General features: G+C 68.5%; 21 protein-coding genes. 7 read left to right on the plus strand and 14 right to left on the minus strand.

Annotated features, from left to right (window positions below):
* Positions 1-41 precede the first annotated feature (41 nt).
* The 5 genes from ACFVIV_RS18810 to ACFVIV_RS18830 all read right to left on the minus strand — a co-directional run bounded on the left by ACFVIV_RS18810 (position 42) and on the right by ACFVIV_RS18830 (position 2599).
* Entirely contained in the window at positions 42-620 is a 579-nt protein-coding gene (locus ACFVIV_RS18810) for a hypothetical protein (RefSeq protein ID WP_379197887.1), read from the minus strand.
* Entirely contained in the window at positions 617-1126 is a 510-nt protein-coding gene (locus ACFVIV_RS18815; RefSeq protein WP_379197889.1) for a F0F1 ATP synthase subunit B, read from the minus strand. Before ACFVIV_RS18815 ends, ACFVIV_RS18810 begins: the two co-directional genes overlap by 4 nt.
* A gap of 7 nt (positions 1127-1133) precedes the next feature.
* Positions 1134-1382 (minus strand): F0F1 ATP synthase subunit C, encoded by a 249-nt coding sequence (locus tag ACFVIV_RS18820; RefSeq protein ID WP_379197891.1) that lies wholly within the window; start codon positions 1380-1382, stop codon positions 1134-1136.
* Between the two features lie 51 nt (positions 1383-1433).
* Positions 1434-2129, minus strand: coding sequence for a F0F1 ATP synthase subunit A (gene atpB, locus ACFVIV_RS18825; protein WP_379198232.1), 696 nt, complete (start codon positions 2127-2129; stop codon positions 1434-1436).
* Between the two features lie 92 nt (positions 2130-2221).
* Positions 2222-2599: a hypothetical protein gene (locus tag ACFVIV_RS18830; protein ID WP_379197893.1), complete on the minus strand. Its 378-nt coding sequence runs from the start codon at positions 2597-2599 to the stop codon at positions 2222-2224.
* A 390-nt stretch (positions 2600-2989) separates the two neighbouring features.
* On the opposite strand from ACFVIV_RS18830, the gene ACFVIV_RS18835 reads away from it, so the two are divergent.
* From ACFVIV_RS18835 to ACFVIV_RS18845, 3 genes are all read left to right on the plus strand, one after another.
* Positions 2990-4507: a methyltransferase gene (locus ACFVIV_RS18835; protein ID WP_379197895.1), complete on the plus strand. Its 1518-nt coding sequence runs from the start codon at positions 2990-2992 to the stop codon at positions 4505-4507.
* Positions 4508-4998: 491 nt separating this feature from the next.
* Positions 4999-5967: a sigma-70 family RNA polymerase sigma factor gene (locus ACFVIV_RS18840; RefSeq protein ID WP_067547695.1), complete on the plus strand. Its 969-nt coding sequence runs from the start codon at positions 4999-5001 to the stop codon at positions 5965-5967.
* 229 nt (positions 5968-6196) lie between these two features.
* Positions 6197-6589 carry a DUF1801 domain-containing protein gene (locus tag ACFVIV_RS18845; RefSeq protein WP_379197897.1) on the plus strand — a complete coding sequence of 131 codons (393 nt, stop codon included), beginning with the start codon at positions 6197-6199 and terminating at the stop codon, positions 6587-6589.
* A 27-nt stretch (positions 6590-6616) separates the two neighbouring features.
* Here the strand turns inward: ACFVIV_RS18845 and ACFVIV_RS18850 are convergent, their stop codons facing one another.
* The gene (locus tag ACFVIV_RS18850; protein ID WP_379197899.1) at positions 6617-7582 is read right to left on the minus strand and encodes a GlxA family transcriptional regulator; all 966 of its coding nucleotides are present in this window, start codon (positions 7580-7582) and stop codon (positions 6617-6619) included.
* Between the two features lie 117 nt (positions 7583-7699).
* On the opposite strand from ACFVIV_RS18850, the gene ACFVIV_RS18855 reads away from it, so the two are divergent.
* On the plus strand, positions 7700-8437 hold the full coding sequence (locus tag ACFVIV_RS18855; RefSeq protein ID WP_379197901.1) for an HD domain-containing protein: 738 nt from the start codon (positions 7700-7702) through the stop codon (positions 8435-8437).
* Here ACFVIV_RS18855 and ACFVIV_RS18860 read toward each other — a convergent pair.
* Positions 8434-9252: a helix-turn-helix domain-containing protein gene (locus ACFVIV_RS18860; protein ID WP_379197903.1), complete on the minus strand. Its 819-nt coding sequence runs from the start codon at positions 9250-9252 to the stop codon at positions 8434-8436. The two genes, ACFVIV_RS18855 and ACFVIV_RS18860, sit on opposite strands and share 4 nt — an antisense overlap.
* 86 nt (positions 9253-9338) lie before the next feature.
* On the opposite strand from ACFVIV_RS18860, the gene ACFVIV_RS18865 reads away from it, so the two are divergent.
* The gene (locus tag ACFVIV_RS18865) at positions 9339-10202 is read left to right on the plus strand and encodes an NAD(P)H-binding protein (RefSeq protein WP_379197905.1); all 864 of its coding nucleotides are present in this window, start codon (positions 9339-9341) and stop codon (positions 10200-10202) included.
* Here ACFVIV_RS18865 and ACFVIV_RS18870 read toward each other — a convergent pair.
* The 6 genes from ACFVIV_RS18870 to ACFVIV_RS18895 all read right to left on the minus strand — a co-directional run bounded on the left by ACFVIV_RS18870 (position 10199) and on the right by ACFVIV_RS18895 (position 13799).
* Complete coding sequence (locus ACFVIV_RS18870) at positions 10199-10657, minus strand: SRPBCC domain-containing protein (protein ID WP_379197907.1); 459 nt, start codon at positions 10655-10657, stop codon at positions 10199-10201. The genes ACFVIV_RS18865 and ACFVIV_RS18870 overlap by 4 nt on opposite strands.
* Positions 10654-11028, minus strand: coding sequence for an ArsR/SmtB family transcription factor (locus ACFVIV_RS18875; RefSeq protein WP_379197909.1), 375 nt, complete (start codon positions 11026-11028; stop codon positions 10654-10656). Before ACFVIV_RS18875 ends, ACFVIV_RS18870 begins: the two co-directional genes overlap by 4 nt.
* 23 nt (positions 11029-11051) lie before the next feature.
* Entirely contained in the window at positions 11052-11858 is an 807-nt protein-coding gene (locus ACFVIV_RS18880) for an ABC transporter permease (protein ID WP_379197911.1), read from the minus strand.
* A complete protein-coding gene (locus tag ACFVIV_RS18885; protein WP_379197913.1) occupies positions 11855-12808 on the minus strand; it encodes an ATP-binding cassette domain-containing protein in 954 nt (317 codons plus the stop codon). The genes ACFVIV_RS18880 and ACFVIV_RS18885 overlap by 4 nt, the downstream gene beginning before the upstream one ends.
* The gene (locus ACFVIV_RS18890) at positions 12805-13173 is read right to left on the minus strand and encodes a VOC family protein (protein ID WP_379197915.1); all 369 of its coding nucleotides are present in this window, start codon (positions 13171-13173) and stop codon (positions 12805-12807) included. The genes ACFVIV_RS18885 and ACFVIV_RS18890 overlap by 4 nt, the downstream gene beginning before the upstream one ends.
* A gap of 71 nt (positions 13174-13244) precedes the next feature.
* On the minus strand, positions 13245-13799 hold the full coding sequence (locus ACFVIV_RS18895; RefSeq protein ID WP_379197917.1) for a GNAT family N-acetyltransferase: 555 nt from the start codon (positions 13797-13799) through the stop codon (positions 13245-13247).
* A 232-nt stretch (positions 13800-14031) separates the two neighbouring features.
* Here ACFVIV_RS18895 and ACFVIV_RS18900 point away from each other — a divergent pair, with 232 nt between their 5' ends.
* Positions 14032-14496 (plus strand): hypothetical protein, encoded by a 465-nt coding sequence (locus ACFVIV_RS18900; protein WP_379197919.1) that lies wholly within the window; start codon positions 14032-14034, stop codon positions 14494-14496.
* Positions 14483-14962, plus strand: coding sequence for a DUF4254 domain-containing protein (locus ACFVIV_RS18905; RefSeq protein ID WP_379197921.1), 480 nt, complete (start codon positions 14483-14485; stop codon positions 14960-14962). The genes ACFVIV_RS18900 and ACFVIV_RS18905 overlap by 14 nt, the downstream gene beginning before the upstream one ends.
* On the opposite strand, the gene ppc is transcribed toward ACFVIV_RS18905, so the two are convergent.
* Entirely contained in the window at positions 14959-17721 is a 2763-nt protein-coding gene (gene ppc / locus ACFVIV_RS18910; RefSeq protein WP_379197923.1) for a phosphoenolpyruvate carboxylase, read from the minus strand. The genes ACFVIV_RS18905 and ppc overlap by 4 nt on opposite strands.
* Between the last annotated feature and the right edge of the window lie 7 nt (positions 17722-17728).

Here is a 17728-nt window from a genome sequence, read left to right on the forward strand (position 1 = left end):
GGCGTATTGCCTGACCGGCCGGAAGCCTGCCTGAAATTCGTTCAGTTCCAACCGGTCCGCGGCTCCGGCCGCGCGGCCGGTGCGGAATTGGCGAGGGCTTCGAGATCCTCGAGGAACTTCTCGACGCTCTCGGCCCGCGCCTGCGGGGTGCTGACGTGCTCGCGCATCTTCTCCTCGGTGAGGGCGAGCATGGCGGCCGACAGATCGGCCTCCAGATCGCGGATGAGCTGGCGGCGGAATTGCAGGATCTGCTCGCGACCCTGTTTCCGGACGCGCTCCACCTCGTCGGCGGCGGCCTCCCGCATCTGCGCGATGATGCGGTCGGCGTCGACGCGGGCCTCCTCGCGCATGCGCTCGAGTTCGGCCTGCGCCTCCTTGACCGAGGAGTCGTAGGCCTGCTTCGCGGCGAGCAGCCGGTCCGCCGCCCGCTCACTGTCGTCCAGCTGCTTCTGGACCTGCTCCTGGGCCTTGGTCATGATCCTCTTCACCGGCGGGACAATGTATTTCCAGAAGAACCACACAATGACGCCGAAGCCGAACAGCTGGCTGAAGAAGATGGGCCAATCCCAGGTGATGTTGTAGATGCCTTCGGCGGCGAGCAGGTCGTACGCGTCGATCACGACCCCTGTCCTCTCTGATGACCGGCACTGGTTCGGGTACGACCGTTCATGTTCCTGCCGAGCATGCGATCGGCCAGATCGTGAGCGAGCGGTTCCACGGATTCTCGAAGTTCGGCGGCGACCTGATCGGCCTCGGCGCGCAATTGCGCCGTGGTCTCCTCGACGATGTGATCGGCTTCCTGCTGGGCTTCGCCGCGCAGTTCCTCGAGAATCGCCCGGCCTTCGGCCCGCGCCTCATTGCGGATCTCGGCCGCTTCCGCGCGGGCCTTCTCCAGCGCCGTGTTGTAGCGGGCCTCGGCCTCGGCGAAGACGTCGGCGGCCTCCTTGGCGGTCACCGCCGTCTCGCTGATGCGCGCCTCCCGCTCCTCCAGCACCTTCCGGATCGGCGGAACCACGAAGAACCAGATGACTCCGAGCACGATCAGGAAGATCGCGAGCTCGACGAAGAAGGTGCCGTTGGGAATCAGGAAATTCTGCTGGGCCACCACATCTGTTCGCGGAGACATGACCGGACTACTTGCCGGGAGTAGCGAATACGAACAGAGCCATGAACGCTAGATTGATGAAGTAGGCCGCCTCGACCAGACCGACGGTCAGGAAGAAGTTGACGCGCAGCTTGGGCTCGGCCTCCGGCTGGCGCGCGACGCCATTGATCAGGGCAGCACCGGCGAGACCGTCACCGATGCCGGCGCCGATGGCGCCGCCCGCCATGATCAGGCCGCCACCGATGAGCGCGCCTTGGACGATGGTCGCAGTTTCCATTTGTCACTTCCTTTTGTGAAAACGTTGTCGAAGAGGGAGATCAGCAGTCGATCAGTGCTTTTCGTGCTCCACCGCCATCGACTGGCTGAAGTACAGGATGGTCAGCAGGGAGAAAATGAAGGCCTGGATGAGTCCGACGAACATGTCGAACACCTTCCAGATGGCATTCGGACCCCAGCTGATCCAGAAGGGGAACAACGTGATCACCGAGATCATCACGGTGCCGGCGAACATGTTGCCGAATAGTCGCAGCGACAGCGACAGTGGCTTCGCTACTTCCTCGATCACGTTGATGAAGACCATCGGGCCCCAGCCGGTATGGCCCTTGAGCAATTGCTTGACATGCCCGCCCGCACCGCGCCGCCACACACCGGCGAGTTGGTAGAAGACGAAGACGAAGGCCGCCAGCGCGAAGACGAAGTTGATATCCGAGGCGGGCGGTTTGATCAATTCGCCCTGGCCGTACTGCACGGGCAGCACCGAGAGCCAGTTGGACAGCAGGATGTAGACGAACAGGGTGACCGCCAGCGGCAGCGCGAACGGCGCGATCTTCATGCCGATTGCGCCTTCGACCTGATTGCGCATCTGAACGGTGACGGCCTCGAAGAACAGCTGGACGCCATTGGGCACGCCGGAGGTGATCTTCACGCGCAGATAGAAGGCCAGGGCCAGCACGATGATCGCGGCGACCGCGGTGGAGACGATGGTGTCGACGTTGAAGGTCATGCCGAACAAATGCGCCTGCATGTATTCGCCGACATGGATCTTGGCTTCCCCCTCCTCTGCCGCGAACAGACTGAAGGGATCGCCCGGTGGGGCGATCGAAGCGACTGTATAGCTCATGATTGCTGTCGAAGCCCTTTCAGTTCGGGCACAACGGTGTGGTAGATCAGCACGATCTGGAAGACGGCCAGCCCGAAGAAGATTCCGATGCCGTTGGGCCGGGTGAAGATGGCGATCAGGATGGCCAGGCCGGTCAATGAGAGTAGCCGCGCAGCCGAGGACATCGCCAGCTTTTGCTTACTCGGCGTTTCCGAATCGGTGATGCGCACAATGGACATCCAGGTGAGCTGAGCGTTAACCCACCCGAGGGTGAGTCCGGCGCTTATGAAAACACCCAGCAACAATCGATCCAACGCGCCAGTAACCATCAGAGCCAGCACCCCGAGGATCGCCGCAATTGCGGCGGTTCGACGCCGGATCTTGTTGACATCCACTTACGACACCGCCTCGCCGTCATACCACCTCGTCGTGGAGCCGCACATGATCGCAGCATACACAGACGAAGAACATTGTGTGACAACAATTCTGATCTTCAAATTGTTGATCTTGAATCGCGGTAACGGCTTTCGGCCACCCGATTCCGGCAAACTTCCGACCCGCCGAGACCTCCGCAGGTCACAGCCCCGCCGATGAGGGCTTGAAGAATAAATACGGAATGGTTTGTAAGCCTGGCCATCAAGCCCCGCAAACACGGACCCGACGCCGAACGCATTGTTGCGAATAATAGCCGGAGTTGCGCTGCATTCCGGCATCTCGGACACCGCGTGTTCTGAGCAGGGGCCGGTGCGCAATGCCCGGGGGTTGCGGTGGCAGAGTTCGTAGTCATGCCGACGAACCAGACGACCGTCTCGTCCCTGCTCGCCGACCTCGCGCCCGCCCTGCGCGCCGCGCTGACCCGCGTCGGCTACGACGCCGATACCCTCCTCGACGTCCTCGGCGCCGACGCGCACGCCGCCCTCGGCCGCTCCGAGCCGGTGCCGGTGCGCCGCGCCGCACGCGACGCCGGTGAACTCGGCACCCTGATTCGCCTGCTGCTGCTGGGCGATCCGATGCCCGAACGCGAGGTGGCCGCCGCGCTCGCCCCCGTGGACATGGACCGGGCGGTGGCCGCCGGACTGCTCGAACGCGACGGCGGACAACTGCGCGCGGCGCTGGATCTGCGCCCGCTCGACCTCGGCGCCGGCACCCGCTGGGTGCTGTCGGATCTCGACGACTCCATGCACCGCCGCACCCTCGACGCCGAGCACGTGCTGGGCGTCGGCCAGGCCTCGCTCTCGCTGCTGCGCGCGACGCCGACCGATCCGGCCGGCACCGTGCTGGATCTCGGCACCGGCTGCGGCGTGCAGGCCATTCACGCGAAGTCCTACGGCCGCACCGTCACCGGCACCGATGTGAGCAAGCGCGCGCTGTGGCTGGCCGAGGCCAATGCCGCGCTCAACGAGCTGGATCTCGAACTGCGCGAGGGCTCCTGGTTCGAGCCCGTGGCGGGCCGCCGGTTCGATCGGGTGGTGGCCAATCCCCCGTTCGTGGTGGGCCCTGCGCGGATCGAGCACACCTACCGCGATTCCGGGCTCGCCCTCGACGGCGCCAGCGAGCTGGTCATCTCCGGCATTCCGGAACTGCTGAATCCGGGCGGCACCGCGGCCCTGCTGGCGTCGTGGGTGCATATAGAGGGAGAGGACTGGCGCGCGCGGGTGTCGAGCTGGCTGCCCGACCACGGCGTCGACGCCTGGATCGTGCAGCGCGATATCGCCGATCCCGCCCTGTATGTCGGAACCTGGTTGCGCGACGCCGGATTGGATCCGCGTGAGCCGGCGGCCCAGGCGCGCGCCGAACAATGGCTCGACGCCTTCACCGCCGCGGATGTGGCGGGCATCGGTTTCGGCTTCGTCTATCTGCGCGCCATCGACGGCCCGACCGAGTTGCTCGCCGAGGACCTCACGCACGGCTTCGACGATCCGCTGGGCGCCGAGGCGACCCGCTACTTCGAGCGCTCGGCCTGGCTGCGCGCGGTGGCCACCGATCCGGACCGCATTCTGGCCTCGCGCTTCGAGGTGGATCCGGCCACCGCGCTGGAGCGGGTGTACCTGCCCGGCGCGGACGGCTGGGAGCAGCGGGTGGCCCGCCTGCATCGCGGTGACGGACCGCGCTGGCAGCACGAGGTCGACGACACCATCGCGGCGCTGCTGGCCGGTATGCGCCCCGACGGGTTGCCACTGAGCGAACTGGTGGAACTGCTGGCCTTCGGCGCGACCGGCGAGGCCGCGACCTCCGAATTCGAAGCCGCCGCAGTGGGCGTGGTGGTCGGGCTGGTGCGCCACGGCCTCATCCATCCGCGCTGAGCGAAAACGTCTCCTGTCGGCCACGGCATCCCCTCGCCCTCGTTGTTGATATGAACGTATCACATAAGTGGTATGCCCATACCAGCAAAAGGCATAGAACCTTCCCCGGTCAGCGGCCGTATACCCTCCCGGACCGATAATTCGGAGTGATACCGGTCACAGACCAGGCTTGCCGCGCATGATCCGGGGAATGCCGATGACCTGCGCATCGTTGCATCGGCAGCTGGACGGACCAGTAGCAGGGCGGGGATCCATTGACACGTAATCGATTGGGGCGGGCGGCAGTTCGGATCCGGTGGCGGCAATCGCCCGGACACCGGCGGCCGCCGCTGCGACGACCGTGTTCCCCGACCTGCGCCGTTCTCAGGAACTTCTCAGACGTGCGCCGTAAAAACCGCAGCTCAGATGCGGTTTACGCGCGGTGCGGCGGGGAACTTTCCTGATGTCGGGTCCGTTGAACGGAGCGAGACACCACCGACAGGAGGCAAGTCATGACAAGCCCCGCCACCACTGACGTGCGCACCAGCGAACAGGACCTCGACGCCCAGAGCCCCGCAGCCGACCTGGTACGCGTGTACCTGAACGGAATCGGCAAGACGGCGCTGCTCACGGCCGCCGACGAGGTCGAGCTGGCCAAGCGCATCGAGGCGGGCCTCTACGCTCAGCATCTGCTGGAGACGAGCAAACGACTGTCCGCGGCCCGCAAGAAGGATCTCGCGATCCTGGTCCGCGAGGGTCAGGCCGCCCGGCAGCATCTGCTCGAAGCGAATCTGCGCCTCGTGGTGTCGCTGGCCAAGCGCTACACCGGTCGCGGCATGCCGCTGCTGGATCTGATCCAGGAGGGCAACCTCGGCCTCATCCGCGCCATGGAGAAGTTCGACTACACCAAGGGCTTCAAGTTCTCGACCTACGCCACCTGGTGGATCCGGCAGGCCATCACCCGCGGCATGGCCGATCAGAGCCGCACCATTCGCCTCCCCGTGCATCTGGTGGAGCAGGTCAACAAGCTCGCCCGCATCAAGCGCGAACTGCACCAGCAACTGGGCCGCGAGGCCACCGATGCGGAACTGGCGCGCGAGTCCGGGATTCCGCAGGAGAAGATCGCCGATCTGCTCGACCACAGCCGGGATCCGGTAAGCCTGGACATGCCGGTCGGCAATGACGAAGAGGCCCCGCTCGGTGATTTCATCGAGGATTCCGAGGCCACCTCCGCCGAGTCCGCCGTCATCGCCGGTCTGCTGCACCGCGATGTGCGCACCGTGCTGGCCACCCTCGACGAGCGCGAGCAGCAGGTCATCCGCCTGCGCTACGGCCTCGACGACGGGCAGCCGCGCACCCTCGACCAGATAGGCAAGCTGTTCGGGCTGTCCCGCGAGCGTGTCCGCCAGATCGAGCGCGAGGTCATGTCCAAGCTCCGCAAGGGTGAGCGGGCCGACCGCCTGCGCGCCTACGCCAGCTGAGCCCACCCGCCACCCGGCCGCCACCCCTCACGGAGTCGCCAGGCGACGCTGTGACAACCCCAGAACATCGGGCCGTCTTCGAGGCGCCGGCCCGATCCACGCCGGTCGGTTTTCGGTACCCGCTTGTCCCCCTCCGGGTATCGCGAACCGACCGGCTTCTACGTATCCGGCGTAGGATCACCTGCGATCACGGCATTTCCTCCCATCCTGCCGAGCCGACGGAGTGACCATGGCCAAGAAGCAGAGTGTCGAAGAATTCCTCGCCGAGTCGACCCATCCCCGCAAGGCCGAGATCGAGGAGCTGCGCGCCGCCATCCTCCTCGCGAATCCCGGACTCACCGAACAGATCAAGTGGAACGCCCCGAGCTTCTGCGTCAACGGCGACGACCGCATCACCTTCCAGCTCCAGCCCAAAGACGTCGTCACCCTGATCTTCCACCGCGGCGCCAAGAAACGTGACGCCGACATCGACGGCTTCACGTTCGACGACCCGACCGGCCTGATCGACTGGCGCTCCCCCGACCGCGGGCTGATCAGCTTCGCCGACGCGGCCGATGTGCGCGCCAAGCTTCCCGCCGTCGTCGACCTCGCCACCCGCTGGGTGAAGGCCACCGCCGACTGATTCGCCTCGCACCCCCGCCGGGTCCGCCTAGGAGCTGCGCTCGCGGGCGCGAAAGGCGCTGCGGTACTGGTGTGGCGAGGTGCCCAACCGGTGGGTGAAGTGGTGGCGCAAGGTGGTCGAGGTGGCGAAACCGGCTTGCCGGGCGATGGTTTCGATGGCCAGATCGGTGGTTTCGAGTAGTTCGCGGGCGTGGCGGACGCGGGTGGCCAGCAGCCATTGCAGGGGTGTGGTGCCCACCTGTTCCTGGAAGTGGCGGGTCAGGGTGCGGACGCTGAGGTTGGCGTTGCGAGCGATGTCGGCGAGGGTGAGCGGGTGCCGGAGGTTGGATTCCATCCAGATGAGGGTGGGCTGCAGGTGGTTGCCGTCGCCGGCGGGTATCGGATGCTGGATGAATTGCGCTTGGCCGCCTTCGCGTTGGAGGGGCATGACTATGCCGCGGGCGGTTTCGGCGGCGATGGCGGCGCCGAGGTCGCGGCGGACCAGGTGCAGGCACAGGTCGAGGCCGGCGGCGACGCCGGCCGAGGTGAGGAATTGCCCGTCGTCGATGAAGAGGACGGCGGGGTCCACCTCGATACGCGGATGGCGTTGCGCCAGTTCATCGGCGTGCTGCCAGTGGGTGGTGGCGCGGCGGCCGTCCAGTAGGCCGGTGGCGGCGAGAGTGAAGGCGCCCACGCACACCGAGGCTATGCGCACGCCCCGGGCCGCTGCCGCGCGCAATGCGGTCAGCACCGATTCCGGTTGGGGCGCGGCGAAATCGGCGTGCCCCGGGACGATGACGGTGTCGGCGGCGGTCAGGTCGGGCAGGTCCCAGTCGGTGCGCAGGACGAAGCCGCCGAGGGTGGGATCGGCGGTGACCTGCCGGCCGGGCGCCACCAGGCGGACCTCGTAGGCGGGCGCGGGCGTGCGGGAGTTGGCCACGCCGAAGACCTGGCCGGGGATGGTCAGCTCGAAGGGGACCACGCCATCGAGTGCCAGGACCGCTACAACGTGCATGGCCAGAATTTAATGCACCCTGTCATTCTGGCCACTGTCGGGTCGCGGGCGGGGGCCGAAGAATCGAGTCGATCATCCGTTCATCGGCGAACAACGCTGCTATCCAAGGAGATACCGATGGAGCTCTCTCGTAGAAACGTCTTGGCAGGGGCCGGGCTGGCCGGAGTGGCAATGGCGCTGCAGCCCGGTCAGGCGGGGGCCGAGGAGGACGCGCTGGCGCTGCCCGGTACCCCGCTGGCGGCGAAGGCACAACAGCTGATGGAGGATTCGCTCACCGCCGCGATCCGCAATCACAGCGTGCGCGGGTACCTGTTCGGCCGCAGGCTGGCCCAGGAGCAGGGGTTGCGCCCGGGAGCGGATTTCGACGACGAGCTGGTCTACCTTATCTGCGCACTGCACGATATCGGCCTGTCCGACCTGGCCAATGGCGATCAGCGGTTCGAGCTGGACGGGGCGGATTTCGGGGCTCGGTTCCTGGAGGAGAACGGGGTCGGCGACGAGCGGGTGGACGTGGTGTGGGATGCGATCGCCGTGCACACGCTGGGATTCATCGACTCCCCGGTCTTCCGGCGCCGCAGGCGGCCCGAGATCTGGATCGCGGTGTCCGGCATCGGGATCGATGTGGGCGGCGGTCCGGCAGATCTGCCGGCCGGTTACGGCGATCTCGTGCACGCCCGCTATCCGCGACTCGGCGGCGGGCGCGCGCTCGCCGACATCGTCGACGCGCAGGCGCTCGCCAACCCGCTCAAGGCGATGCCCGGCACGCTCGCCAACGCCCTTGTGCAGCAGCGGCATCCGGAAAAGATGCTGGCCGGGATCGGCACGATCGACCTGACGAACAACTGGGGCGATTAGGCCGCCCGCGGGAGCGCCCGGCAGGCCGCCGGGGCCGGCAGGTCGCCCTTGCGGAATCTGTCCGGCGTCACGCCCATGAGCGACCGGAAGTCCGCGGTCATATGGGATTGGTCGTAATACCCGGTGGCCGCGGCGACCTCGGCCCAGCCGGTGTCGCCCGCGGCGGCCAGGATCCGGCGCACGCGGTCGATGCGGGCGAAGTGCTTGGGCGAGACGCCGATTCCGGCGGTGAACAGGTTGCGGAGCTGGCGTTCGCTGACGGCCAGGGTGGCGGCCAGCGCCGGGACCGGGGCGGTGGAGCTCGTGAGGGCGGTGACCGCGGCGGTCAGCAGGCGGCGGTGGTCGCGGGTGGCGGGGTCTTCGGAGAGGCGTTGCGGGAGCCACTGTTCGAGGAATGCGGCGACCTCTTCGGAGTCCAGTTCGGTGAGTGCCGTGGCCAATTCGGCGGCCGGGCCGGGGACATCGCCGAGGGGCAGGGCGCGGTCGGTGAGATCGGCCGCGGGCAGGCCGAGCAGGGGCCGGGCCGCGCCGGGGGCCAGGCGCATGCGGACGCAGCCGGCGGGCTGCTTCGCGGTGGAATAGGTGGCGCGGGTCCGCGGTCCGACCACGAGGGCATCGCGGCGGCCGGACGGTTCGGTGCGCAGCACGATCGTGGTGACGGCCTGTGGCAGATGGGTGAACGGTTCGAAGGGTTCGAAGACGGTGGGGATGTAGCCGATTTCGGTGATCCACGGGCGCAGGGACTCCGGTGGCGGCGTCGCATGCTCGAAGAGTTCGGCGGTCACCACGGCCGCCGGGCGTTCCAGGGTGGTCACCGGATCCACTGTAGGCGGCGCGCCGGTGGTGAGCCGTGCCGGTTTTTCCTATAGCGCGACCAGGTGTGCGCGGCAGTGTCGACGGCATGATCGTGATTACGGGTGCCACGGGCACCATCGGCAGTGAAGTGGTCCGGCAGTTGGCGGCCCGGGGTGAACAGGTGCGGGCGGTGGCGCGGAATCCCGAACGGGCGCAGGTTCCTTCGGGGGTCGAGGTGGTGCGCGGGGATTACACGGATACGGCGGCGATGGCGGCCGCGTTCGCCGGCGCCGAGGCAGTGTTCGTGGTCGGGCTGCTCGGACCGGAATTCGTGGACCTGGATCGGGCGCTGATCGCCGCCGCCCGGGATGCGGGAGCCCGGCGGATCGTGAAGCTGTCGGCCATCGGGACCGGAGATCCGGAACTCGGGCCGGTGGGCTCCTGGCACCTGCCGGGAGAACAGGTGGTGCGGGAGAGCGGGGTGGCGTGGACGATCCTGCGGCCCAGCAGTTTCGCGTCGAACACCCTGAGCTGGGCGCAGCCCATCGCGGCCGGGCAGCCGGTGCCGAATCTGACCGGGACGGGCGCGCAGGGGGTGATCGATCCGCGCGATGTGGCCGCGGTGGCCGTCGCAGCCCTACTCTCCGACGACCACGCGGGCCGCGTCTACACCCTCACCGGACCGGCGGCGATCACCACGCATGAGCAGGCGGCCATGCTCGCCGTCGTGCTGGAGCGGCCCATCGATGTCGTCGACGTACCGCACGACGTCGCGCGGGAGCACATGATCGCCTCCGGCATGTCGGCGGAATTCGCCGACGGCGCGCTCGCGGGCCAGGCCTACGCGCGAACGGGCGGCAATGCCACCGTCACCGGCGATGTCGAACGCGTACTCGGCCGTGCGCCACACGGTTACGCCGAATGGGCGTGGGATCACGCCCCGGCGTTCCTGACCGCGACGCCCGCCTAGTCCGCGCTGGAAGCCTCGTCCCCGAGCGCCTGCTCCAGCCGGCGGAGGATGCCCGGCCACCCGCCGCGCATAATGCTGCGTGACAGCTGCGCGGTGGGATCGTCGGGATCGAATCCGCTGTGCGTCAGCACGACTCGGGTGCCGCAGCCCTCGGGGTGCAGATCCCAGGTGACGGTCCACCCGGCCGGCACGGTGGCGGCGGCGTCCTCCCAGGTGATGCGCAGGCGCTTGGCCGGGACCGCCTCCAGCACCTCGCAGCTGATCTCACCGGAGAAGTTGGTCGCCGGTATCGGCTTGGCGCGCAGGCGGAATCGGGTGCCGACGACCGGCTCGAACCCCTCCGGCTCCATCAGCCACCGCGCCATCAGCGCCGGCGTGGTGAGCGCCCGCCACACCTTGGCCGGCGCATGCGGATAGAACTGGTCGAGTTCGATGGTGCTGAGATCGTCGGTCACTGCTGCGGCTCCGTTCCGTCGTCGGATTCGCTCGGCTCGTCGGGCATGGCATCGAGGGTGGCGCCCAGATCGCGCATGCGGTCACGCCAGTACCGCTCGAACGGATCCAGCCAGGATTGCAGATCGTGCAAGGGCTCCGGCTCCACCCGGTAGTAGCGATGCCGCCCGCGCTTGTCCTCGCCGACCAGACCGCAGTCCCGCAGCACCTTCAAATGCTCGGACACACTCGGCCGCGCCATATCGAACAGTTCGGCGATCTCCCCCGCGGTCCGCTCACCGTCGAGCAGCGCGTCGAGAATGTCGCGGCGGGTGGGATTGGCGAGCGCGCCGAACACCCGGTCGGCGAGACTGGATTTCACGCGGTGCGGCATCTGCCCTTCATTCGCTCGGGAATTCACCGCCGCCGGAACAGCGCCAGCGCGGCGGCGACGGCGACCACGAGAATACCGGCGCACCAGGTGACGGCCGCCGCGACATAGTAGCCGCCGGAGTGCGCCGTCCCGGTGAGCCCGGCGGGGCCCTGGGTCAGATACCGGTTCGCCTCGATGATCACCGTCAGCGGTTGATGCTCCGCCACCCGCCGCAGCCAGCCGGGCATGGTGTGCACCGGCACATAGGCGCTCGACACGAACGACAGCGGCAAGACCAGGAACCCGAATCCCTGCGCCGCCTGAACATCGGCGGTGGCCAGGCCCACGGCAATGAAAACCCAGGTGAACGCCACCGCCGTGAGCAGGCACAGACCCAGCATGGCGGCCGCGCCCGGCAGGCCCTCGCGCACCCGGAATCCCACCGCGAACGCCACCGCCGCGGTCACCAGCAGCGTGCCCGCGGTCAGCAGGTGTGCGCCGGCGGCCCGGCCGAGCAGGACCGCCGCGCGCGGCATGGGCAGCGAGCGGAACCGGTCGACGATCCCGCGCCCCAGATCCTCGGCCATGGCGGGGCCGACACCCATGACGGAGAAGACCACGCCGACGGTGAGGATGCCCGGCACCATGAAATCGACATAGCGCAGATCGCCGGAGGCGATGGCGCCGCCGAAGACATACCGGAAGATCAGCAGGAAGGTCACGCTCTGCAGCACCGCCATCACGATGACGGGCGGATTGCGCACGGTCATCAGCAGCACCCGGCGCGCGACGGCGGCCGTGGCGGCCGGGAGGCGGACCCGCGATGGCGGCACGGTGGCGGTCACGGTCATGCCCTCGCCTCGATTCGGTCGCCGATACCGGCGGTCAATTCCAGGAATGCCTCTTCCAGCGTCGGCTTGCGGACGGTGATCTCCTCGATCGCCGCGGCGGGCACGGCGGCGAAGCACCGTGCGGCGTCCTCTCCCCCGGCGGGTGAGGACCAGGTCATGACACAGGCGTCGGGATCGACGGTGAAGCCGGTTCGCCCGATGTCATCCAGCGCCGCGCGCAACACCTCGAGCCGATCGGCCTCGCGGGTGCGCACGGTGACGATCTCGGCGCCGTGGGCGGCCTTCAGTTCGCCGGGTGTGCCGTCGGCGCGGACGCGACCGCCGTCGAGGACCACCACCCGGTCCGCGAGCGCATCGGCTTCCTCCAGGTACTGGGTGGTGAGCACGACATCGGTGCCGCCGGCCACCAGTTCGGTCACCAAGGCCCAGAGTCCGTGGCGCGCAGCGGGATCCAGCCCGGTGGTGGGCTCGTCGAGCAGCAGCAGGCGCGGGCGGCCGACCAGGCTCGCGCCGAGGTCCAAGCGCCGCCGCATGCCACCGGAGTAACCGCCGACCCGGCGGTCGGCGGCCCCGGCCAGGCCTAGCCGGTCCAGCACCGCGATCGCCGCGGCCCGCGCGTCGCGGCGGGACAGGCCGAACAGCGCGCCGATGATCTCCAGGTTCTCCCTGCCGGTGAGCAGCGGTTCGACGGTCGCGGACTGCCCGGCCAGGCCGATCAGCCGGCGCACCACCGGCGCGTCCTGCCGGGTGTCGTGGCCGAGCACCCGCACGGTTCCGCTGTCGGGCGGCGTGAGCGTCGCCAGCATGCGCACCAGGGTGGTCTTGCCCGCCCCGTTGCGGCCGAGCACGGCCAGCAGGCTGCCCGGCCGCGCGGTCAGCGTCAGCCCGTCCAGCGCGATGGTGTCACCGAAGCGCTTGTGCACCCCGCTGACCTCGAAAAGCGTTGTCATCGTGCACCGTCGGCGATGAGGACATAGGAATTGCCGTCGGGATCGGCGAAGGTGGCCTGCCGTCCCCAGGGCATGTCGGCCGGTCCGTCGACCTGTGCCCCGTCGGCGCGCAGCCGGGCGACGGTGTCGTCGAGATCGGCGCTGGCGAGGATGACGCCGCCCAGGGTTCCGGCGCTCGCGCCCGGGAACGGCTTGTGCAGCACGATGGCCGTGCCGGAGTCGCCGGGAGCGACCTCGAGCCATCGGTTGTCGCCCATGGTGCGGTCGCTGCGGACGGCGAAGCCGAGCACCTCGGTGTAGAAGCGCTTGGCGCGATCCTGGTCGTCGACGAAGGCGGTAATGGTCTGGATCTGCGAAATCGTCATGATCGAGACTATATGTAGGTTTTTACCTACGCGTCAACCGTAGGATTTCTCCTACGCACAGAGGGGGTTCGCTAGGTGTCGAGCAGGAAGGTCTCGAGCCGGGGATAGAGCTTGGTGGCGAACGCGCCGGTCGGCTGCCAGCCCCATCGGCGATACATGGCCGCGGCCGGCGACTCGGGCAGGGTGACGAGCCAGGCCCGGCGATACTCCCGGGTCAGGGCGCCGAGCAGCGTCCGGGCCAGGCCCCGGCCCTGCATCGACGGGTCGACCATCAACTCGACGACTTCGAAGGTTCCGGGCGACTGGAGTCGCCGGACCTGATCGGCGGGTAGATCGCGCGTGACATCGCGATAGAACTCGGTGTCCGGCCACGGCACCGGCGTCGGCCAGCCGTAGGCCACCCCGGCCGTCGCACCGGTCGGGGTACGGCCCTCCAGGGCGGTGAAGCCGGGCTGCTCCAAATGCCATGCGGTCTGCGCGGTGTACTCCATAACATCTCGGGTAGGTGAATTCCAAGGCGGGACACTGAAACAGGCGTTGTACAGTGGCACCCAGCCCGGGAGCCGACGCGCCGCCGCGGCCGCGTCCAAGGACGTCACAGTGAACTCGCCGGGTATCGCCGCCATCGGCGCAACGTAACCCGGAAACTCCTCCAACACAATGAATTCTGTGCGGTGAGGGTCCTCACGAGAACTTCCGCGCAGCCGGGAATGACGGCGTTACAGACGGTCACGCGAATGGCATCGGCACGTCACCGGCCGGGCAAGGTCGCCGCGCAGACTTCTTCTGCACCCGGCGCCGGGCACCGCCCCCTCCCTGCGGCGCCGGGTGCACACCATCCGGCGTTCGGAGGATCCGATGTTCGAATCATGTTGCTCCCCTTATGACTCGGCCCACCTGCTGCGCGTGCGCTACGGGCTACCGGTGGAGGTGTTCGCCGATCGGCCGTACCTCACCATCGGGCGGACCGTGGAAGCCCTCGGCCTGCCCGCCGATCTGGGACGGCACGTGCGGGACGCGCTGGCACACCGGCCCGCCACCCCCGTGATCGCCGACCCGCGCGACCGGCGCTGGATGTTTCTCGTTGCGCCGCCGCTCCCCTATCACCGCGTCCCCGCTCCCCTGCAACACCGGCTGCTCGCGCACGGAGTCTCGGTTCCGCAATCCGGAACCCGGATCATGCTGCCGCGCACCGATGGACCCGGCAGCTGGCACTGGGCGTGCGAACCGGTGCCCGGACCGCTGGTGATACCGCATCGCGCGACGGTCCTGAGCGCCGTCAGGCAAGCGATACTGCAAGGGGCCGACCATGTTTCCGCATGACACCGCCCCGGCGGCGAGCGCGGCCCGCACCCGGACCGGGCTACCCGACTGGCACGACTTGCTGGCCGCATTCGGCGGGCATCGCGGCACGCGGCCCGACGACCACCCCGTGGTGCGGTCGGCCGCGCGACTGGCGGAACTGCACCGCAATCGCCGCGAGAATCCCGGTCACGCATCCGAGATCGATTGCGACAGATCCGAACTGATAGCGCTGATCGACAATTGGATACTGCTCGAGTTCGGTCCCGCGCCGGATCGGCATCCCAGCTCGCCCGGCGGCTTCGTGGACCGCATGGCCGCCGCGCAGGTCCGCGCCAATCGGCTCCTGCACACCAGTGACGACCTCTCCGGCGTACTGGTCCATACCGCTTGGTACCGGCTGGCCGCGCTCGCCGACGGCTGGACCGATTTCGTCGACGCCATCACCCACCGCGACCGGCCGGTCCCGCGGCAGCGGGTGTCCTAACCGGAGTTGCGCAGTGCCGTGGCCAGCCCGTTCATGGTGAGCAGGATGCCGCGCTCCACCAGTTCGGAGTCGTCGCCGGCGCGGCGGCGGCGCAACAGCTCGATCTGGAGCTGGTTGAGGGGCTCCAGATAGGGGAAGCGGTTGTGGATGGACTCCGCGAGCGCCGGGTTGTCGGCGAGGAGTTCGTCGGTGCCGGTGATAGCGGCGTGCATGCGGGCGGTGCGGGCGTACTCCGCGCGGATCATGGCGAAGACGATGTCGCGCAAGGACTCGTCGGGGACCAGCTCGGCGTAGGCCGCCGCGATGTCCATATCGGCCTTGGCCATGACCTGGGCGAGGTTGGACAGCACGGTGCGGAAGAACGGCCAGCGGTGGTAGAGGTCGGTGAGGGCGGCCAGGCGAGCCGGGTCCTCGCCGATCCACTGTTCGATGGCGGTGCCGGTGCCGTACCAGCCGGGCAGCATGACCCGGGATTGGCTCCAGGCCATGACCCACGGAATGGCGCGGAGGTCGTAGACGGAGTTGGTGGGTTTGCGCGATGCGGGGCGCGAACCCAGGTTCAGGTCGGCGACTTCGGCGATGGGTGTCGAGGCGCGGAAGTAGTCGACGAAGCCCGGAGTTTCGTGGACCAGCTTCGAATACGCCCGGCGGGCCAGCTCGGCCAGCTCGTCGAGGACCTCGTAGGCGGGTTCGGCATCGGCGCCCAGGCCCTCGACATCCAGCAGGGTCGATTCGAGGGTGCCCGCGACGAGGGCTTCCAGATTGCGGTAGGCCGTACCGGATTCGGCGTACTTGGTGGAGATGACCTCGCCCTGTTCGGTCAGGCGCAGCGAGCCGCGCACCGCGCCGGCGGGCTGGGCGAGAATGGCGTCGTAGCTGCGGCCGCCGCCGCGGCCGACGGTGCCGCCGCGACCGTGGAAGAGCCGCAAGCGGATTCCGGTCTTGCGGGCGGCGTCCACGAGATCCAGTTCGGCGCGGTAGAGCGCCCAGTTGGCCGCCAGATAGCCACCGTCCTTGTTGGAGTCGGAGTAGCCGAGCATGACCTCCTGCCGCATGCCGCGCGCGGCGACCAGCCGCTGATAGGCGGGCACTTCCAGGGCGGCGGTAAGGATGTCGGCGCCGTGGCGGAGGTCGTCGATGGTCTCGAACAGCGGGACCACGCCGACCGGGCCGGACGGCGGGGTGGCGGCGTCGCCCGGGTCGAGAATGCCCGCTTCCTTCAACAGCAGTGCGGCTTCCAGCATGTCGCTGACCGAGGTGCACATGCTGATGATGTAGTTGGGCACGGTGTCCGCGCCCAGATCGTCGAGGGCGGTCTTGGCCGCGCGCACGACCGCGAGCTCCTTGGCCGCCAGTTCGCTGAGCTCGGCATTGGGCCCGATGAGCGGGCGGCGGGTGGTCAGCTCGGCGGCGAGCAGCTCGACTCGCTGCGCTTCATCGAGCGAGGCGTAGTCGGAATGTACTCCGGCCCAGGCGAACAGCTCCGCCACCACCTGCTCGTGCATTTCGGAGTTCTGCCGCAGATCCAAGCCCTGCAGGTGGAATCCGAAGGTCTCCACCGCACCGCGCAGCGCCGCGAGCTGATCGTCGGCGAGCAGGCCGTCACCGGAGGCGCGCATGGAGGCGTCGACCGTGTTCAGGTCGGTGAGCAGCTCCTCGGGTCCCGCGTAGGGCTGCGCCTCGACATCGATTCCGTCCGAGGGGATTTCACCGAGCGCCCGCCGCGCCGTCGCACTGAGGCGCGCCCGGATGGCGCGAATGGCCCGCCGATACGGTTCGTCGGCGCGCTGCGGCGAATCATCGAATCCGGCGTCGGCCAGGGCCTTCAACTCGGGTGTCACCGGCACCAGCCGCGCCGATTGCGACAGCGACTTCTCCAATTCGACAAGCGAAGTCGAATATCGTTCGAAGGCGACCGACCCGGCGCGATGGGTGGCGCGATGCACCACGTCCGCGGTCACGAACGGATTCCCGTCCCGGTCGCCGCCGATCCAGGATCCGGGCCGCAGGATGGGCCGCGCCAGCAACTCGTGCTGGGGCCAGCGCGCCCGCAGCGCCGTGCGCACCTGATCGTTGATCCGCGGGATCACATCGAACAGGGTGAGGTCGTAGTACCGCAGCCCCACCTCGATCTCGTCCTGAATCCGCAACCGCGCCAACCGGATCAGCGCCGCGCGCCACAGGGCCAGCACCTGCCGCCGGATATCGGTGTCGATGCGCGCGAACTCCGGCTCGTGCTCGGCGTAGCGCTGCCGCCGCCGCATCAGTTCGGTGATGCGGGCCTGCACGTCGAAGATGGTGCGCCGCCGCGTCTCGGTGGGATGGGCGGTGATGACCGGCGACACCAGCGCCCCGGCCAGCAGCTCGGCCACCACGTCCCCGTCCGGCCCGAGGGCGTCGAGCTTGCGGTAGGTGGCGGCCAGGCTGGAATCCTGCGGCGGCTCCCCCGCCGCCACGTGCACCGCCCGCCGCCGATCGCGTTGCAGATCCTCGGCCAGATTGGCCAGCAGCAGGAAGTGGCTGAAGGCCCGGATCACCGGCAGCGCGGTCTTGATGTCCACATCGCGCAGCATGTCGGCGACCGCGCTGCGCTCCACCTCGGAGCGCCGCACCTTGAACGCCTCCACCCGGACCCGCTCGATGAGGTCGAAGACCTCCGCGCCCTCGTGGTCGCGAATCGTCTCGCCGAGGATTCCGCCCAGGAACCGGATATCGTCCCGGAGCGGCGCGGTCGCGGTCTCGATCTGATCTTCGCGCATACAGCCA

Origin of the sequence: Nocardia sp. NPDC127526 (genome assembly GCF_042672265.1) — a bacterium.
Classification (GTDB): domain Bacteria; phylum Actinomycetota; class Actinomycetes; order Mycobacteriales; family Mycobacteriaceae; genus Nocardia.

Excerpts from the sequence above, each read along its gene's own strand:
- ACFVIV_RS18815 (WP_379197889.1), bottom strand. The coding sequence starts at position 1,126 with ATGTCTCCGCGAACAGATGTGGTGGCCCAGCAGAATTTCCTGATTCCC.
- ACFVIV_RS18820 (WP_379197891.1), bottom strand. The coding sequence starts at position 1,382 with ATGGAAACTGCGACCATCGTCCAAGGCGCGCTCATCGGTGGCGGCCTG.
- atpB (WP_379198232.1), bottom strand. The coding sequence starts at position 2,129 with ATGCAGGCGCATTTGTTCGGCATGACCTTCAACGTCGACACCATCGTC.
- ACFVIV_RS18835 (WP_379197895.1), top strand. The coding sequence starts at position 2,990 with ATGCCGACGAACCAGACGACCGTCTCGTCCCTGCTCGCCGACCTCGCG.
- ACFVIV_RS18840 (WP_067547695.1), top strand. The coding sequence starts at position 4,999 with ATGACAAGCCCCGCCACCACTGACGTGCGCACCAGCGAACAGGACCTC.
- ACFVIV_RS18845 (WP_379197897.1), top strand. The coding sequence starts at position 6,197 with ATGGCCAAGAAGCAGAGTGTCGAAGAATTCCTCGCCGAGTCGACCCAT.
- ACFVIV_RS18850 (WP_379197899.1), bottom strand. The coding sequence starts at position 7,582 with ATGCACGTTGTAGCGGTCCTGGCACTCGATGGCGTGGTCCCCTTCGAG.
- ACFVIV_RS18855 (WP_379197901.1), top strand. The coding sequence starts at position 7,700 with ATGGAGCTCTCTCGTAGAAACGTCTTGGCAGGGGCCGGGCTGGCCGGA.
- ACFVIV_RS18865 (WP_379197905.1), top strand. The coding sequence starts at position 9,339 with ATGATCGTGATTACGGGTGCCACGGGCACCATCGGCAGTGAAGTGGTC.
- ACFVIV_RS18875 (WP_379197909.1), bottom strand. The coding sequence starts at position 11,028 with ATGCCGCACCGCGTGAAATCCAGTCTCGCCGACCGGGTGTTCGGCGCG.
- ACFVIV_RS18880 (WP_379197911.1), bottom strand. The coding sequence starts at position 11,858 with ATGACCGTGACCGCCACCGTGCCGCCATCGCGGGTCCGCCTCCCGGCC.
- ACFVIV_RS18885 (WP_379197913.1), bottom strand. The coding sequence starts at position 12,808 with ATGACAACGCTTTTCGAGGTCAGCGGGGTGCACAAGCGCTTCGGTGAC.
- ACFVIV_RS18890 (WP_379197915.1), bottom strand. The coding sequence starts at position 13,173 with ATGACGATTTCGCAGATCCAGACCATTACCGCCTTCGTCGACGACCAG.
- ACFVIV_RS18895 (WP_379197917.1), bottom strand. The coding sequence starts at position 13,799 with ATGGCGGCGATACCCGGCGAGTTCACTGTGACGTCCTTGGACGCGGCC.
- ACFVIV_RS18900 (WP_379197919.1), top strand. The coding sequence starts at position 14,032 with ATGTTCGAATCATGTTGCTCCCCTTATGACTCGGCCCACCTGCTGCGC.
- ACFVIV_RS18905 (WP_379197921.1), top strand. The coding sequence starts at position 14,483 with ATGTTTCCGCATGACACCGCCCCGGCGGCGAGCGCGGCCCGCACCCGG.
- ppc (WP_379197923.1), bottom strand. The coding sequence starts at position 17,721 with ATGCGCGAAGATCAGATCGAGACCGCGACCGCGCCGCTCCGGGACGAT.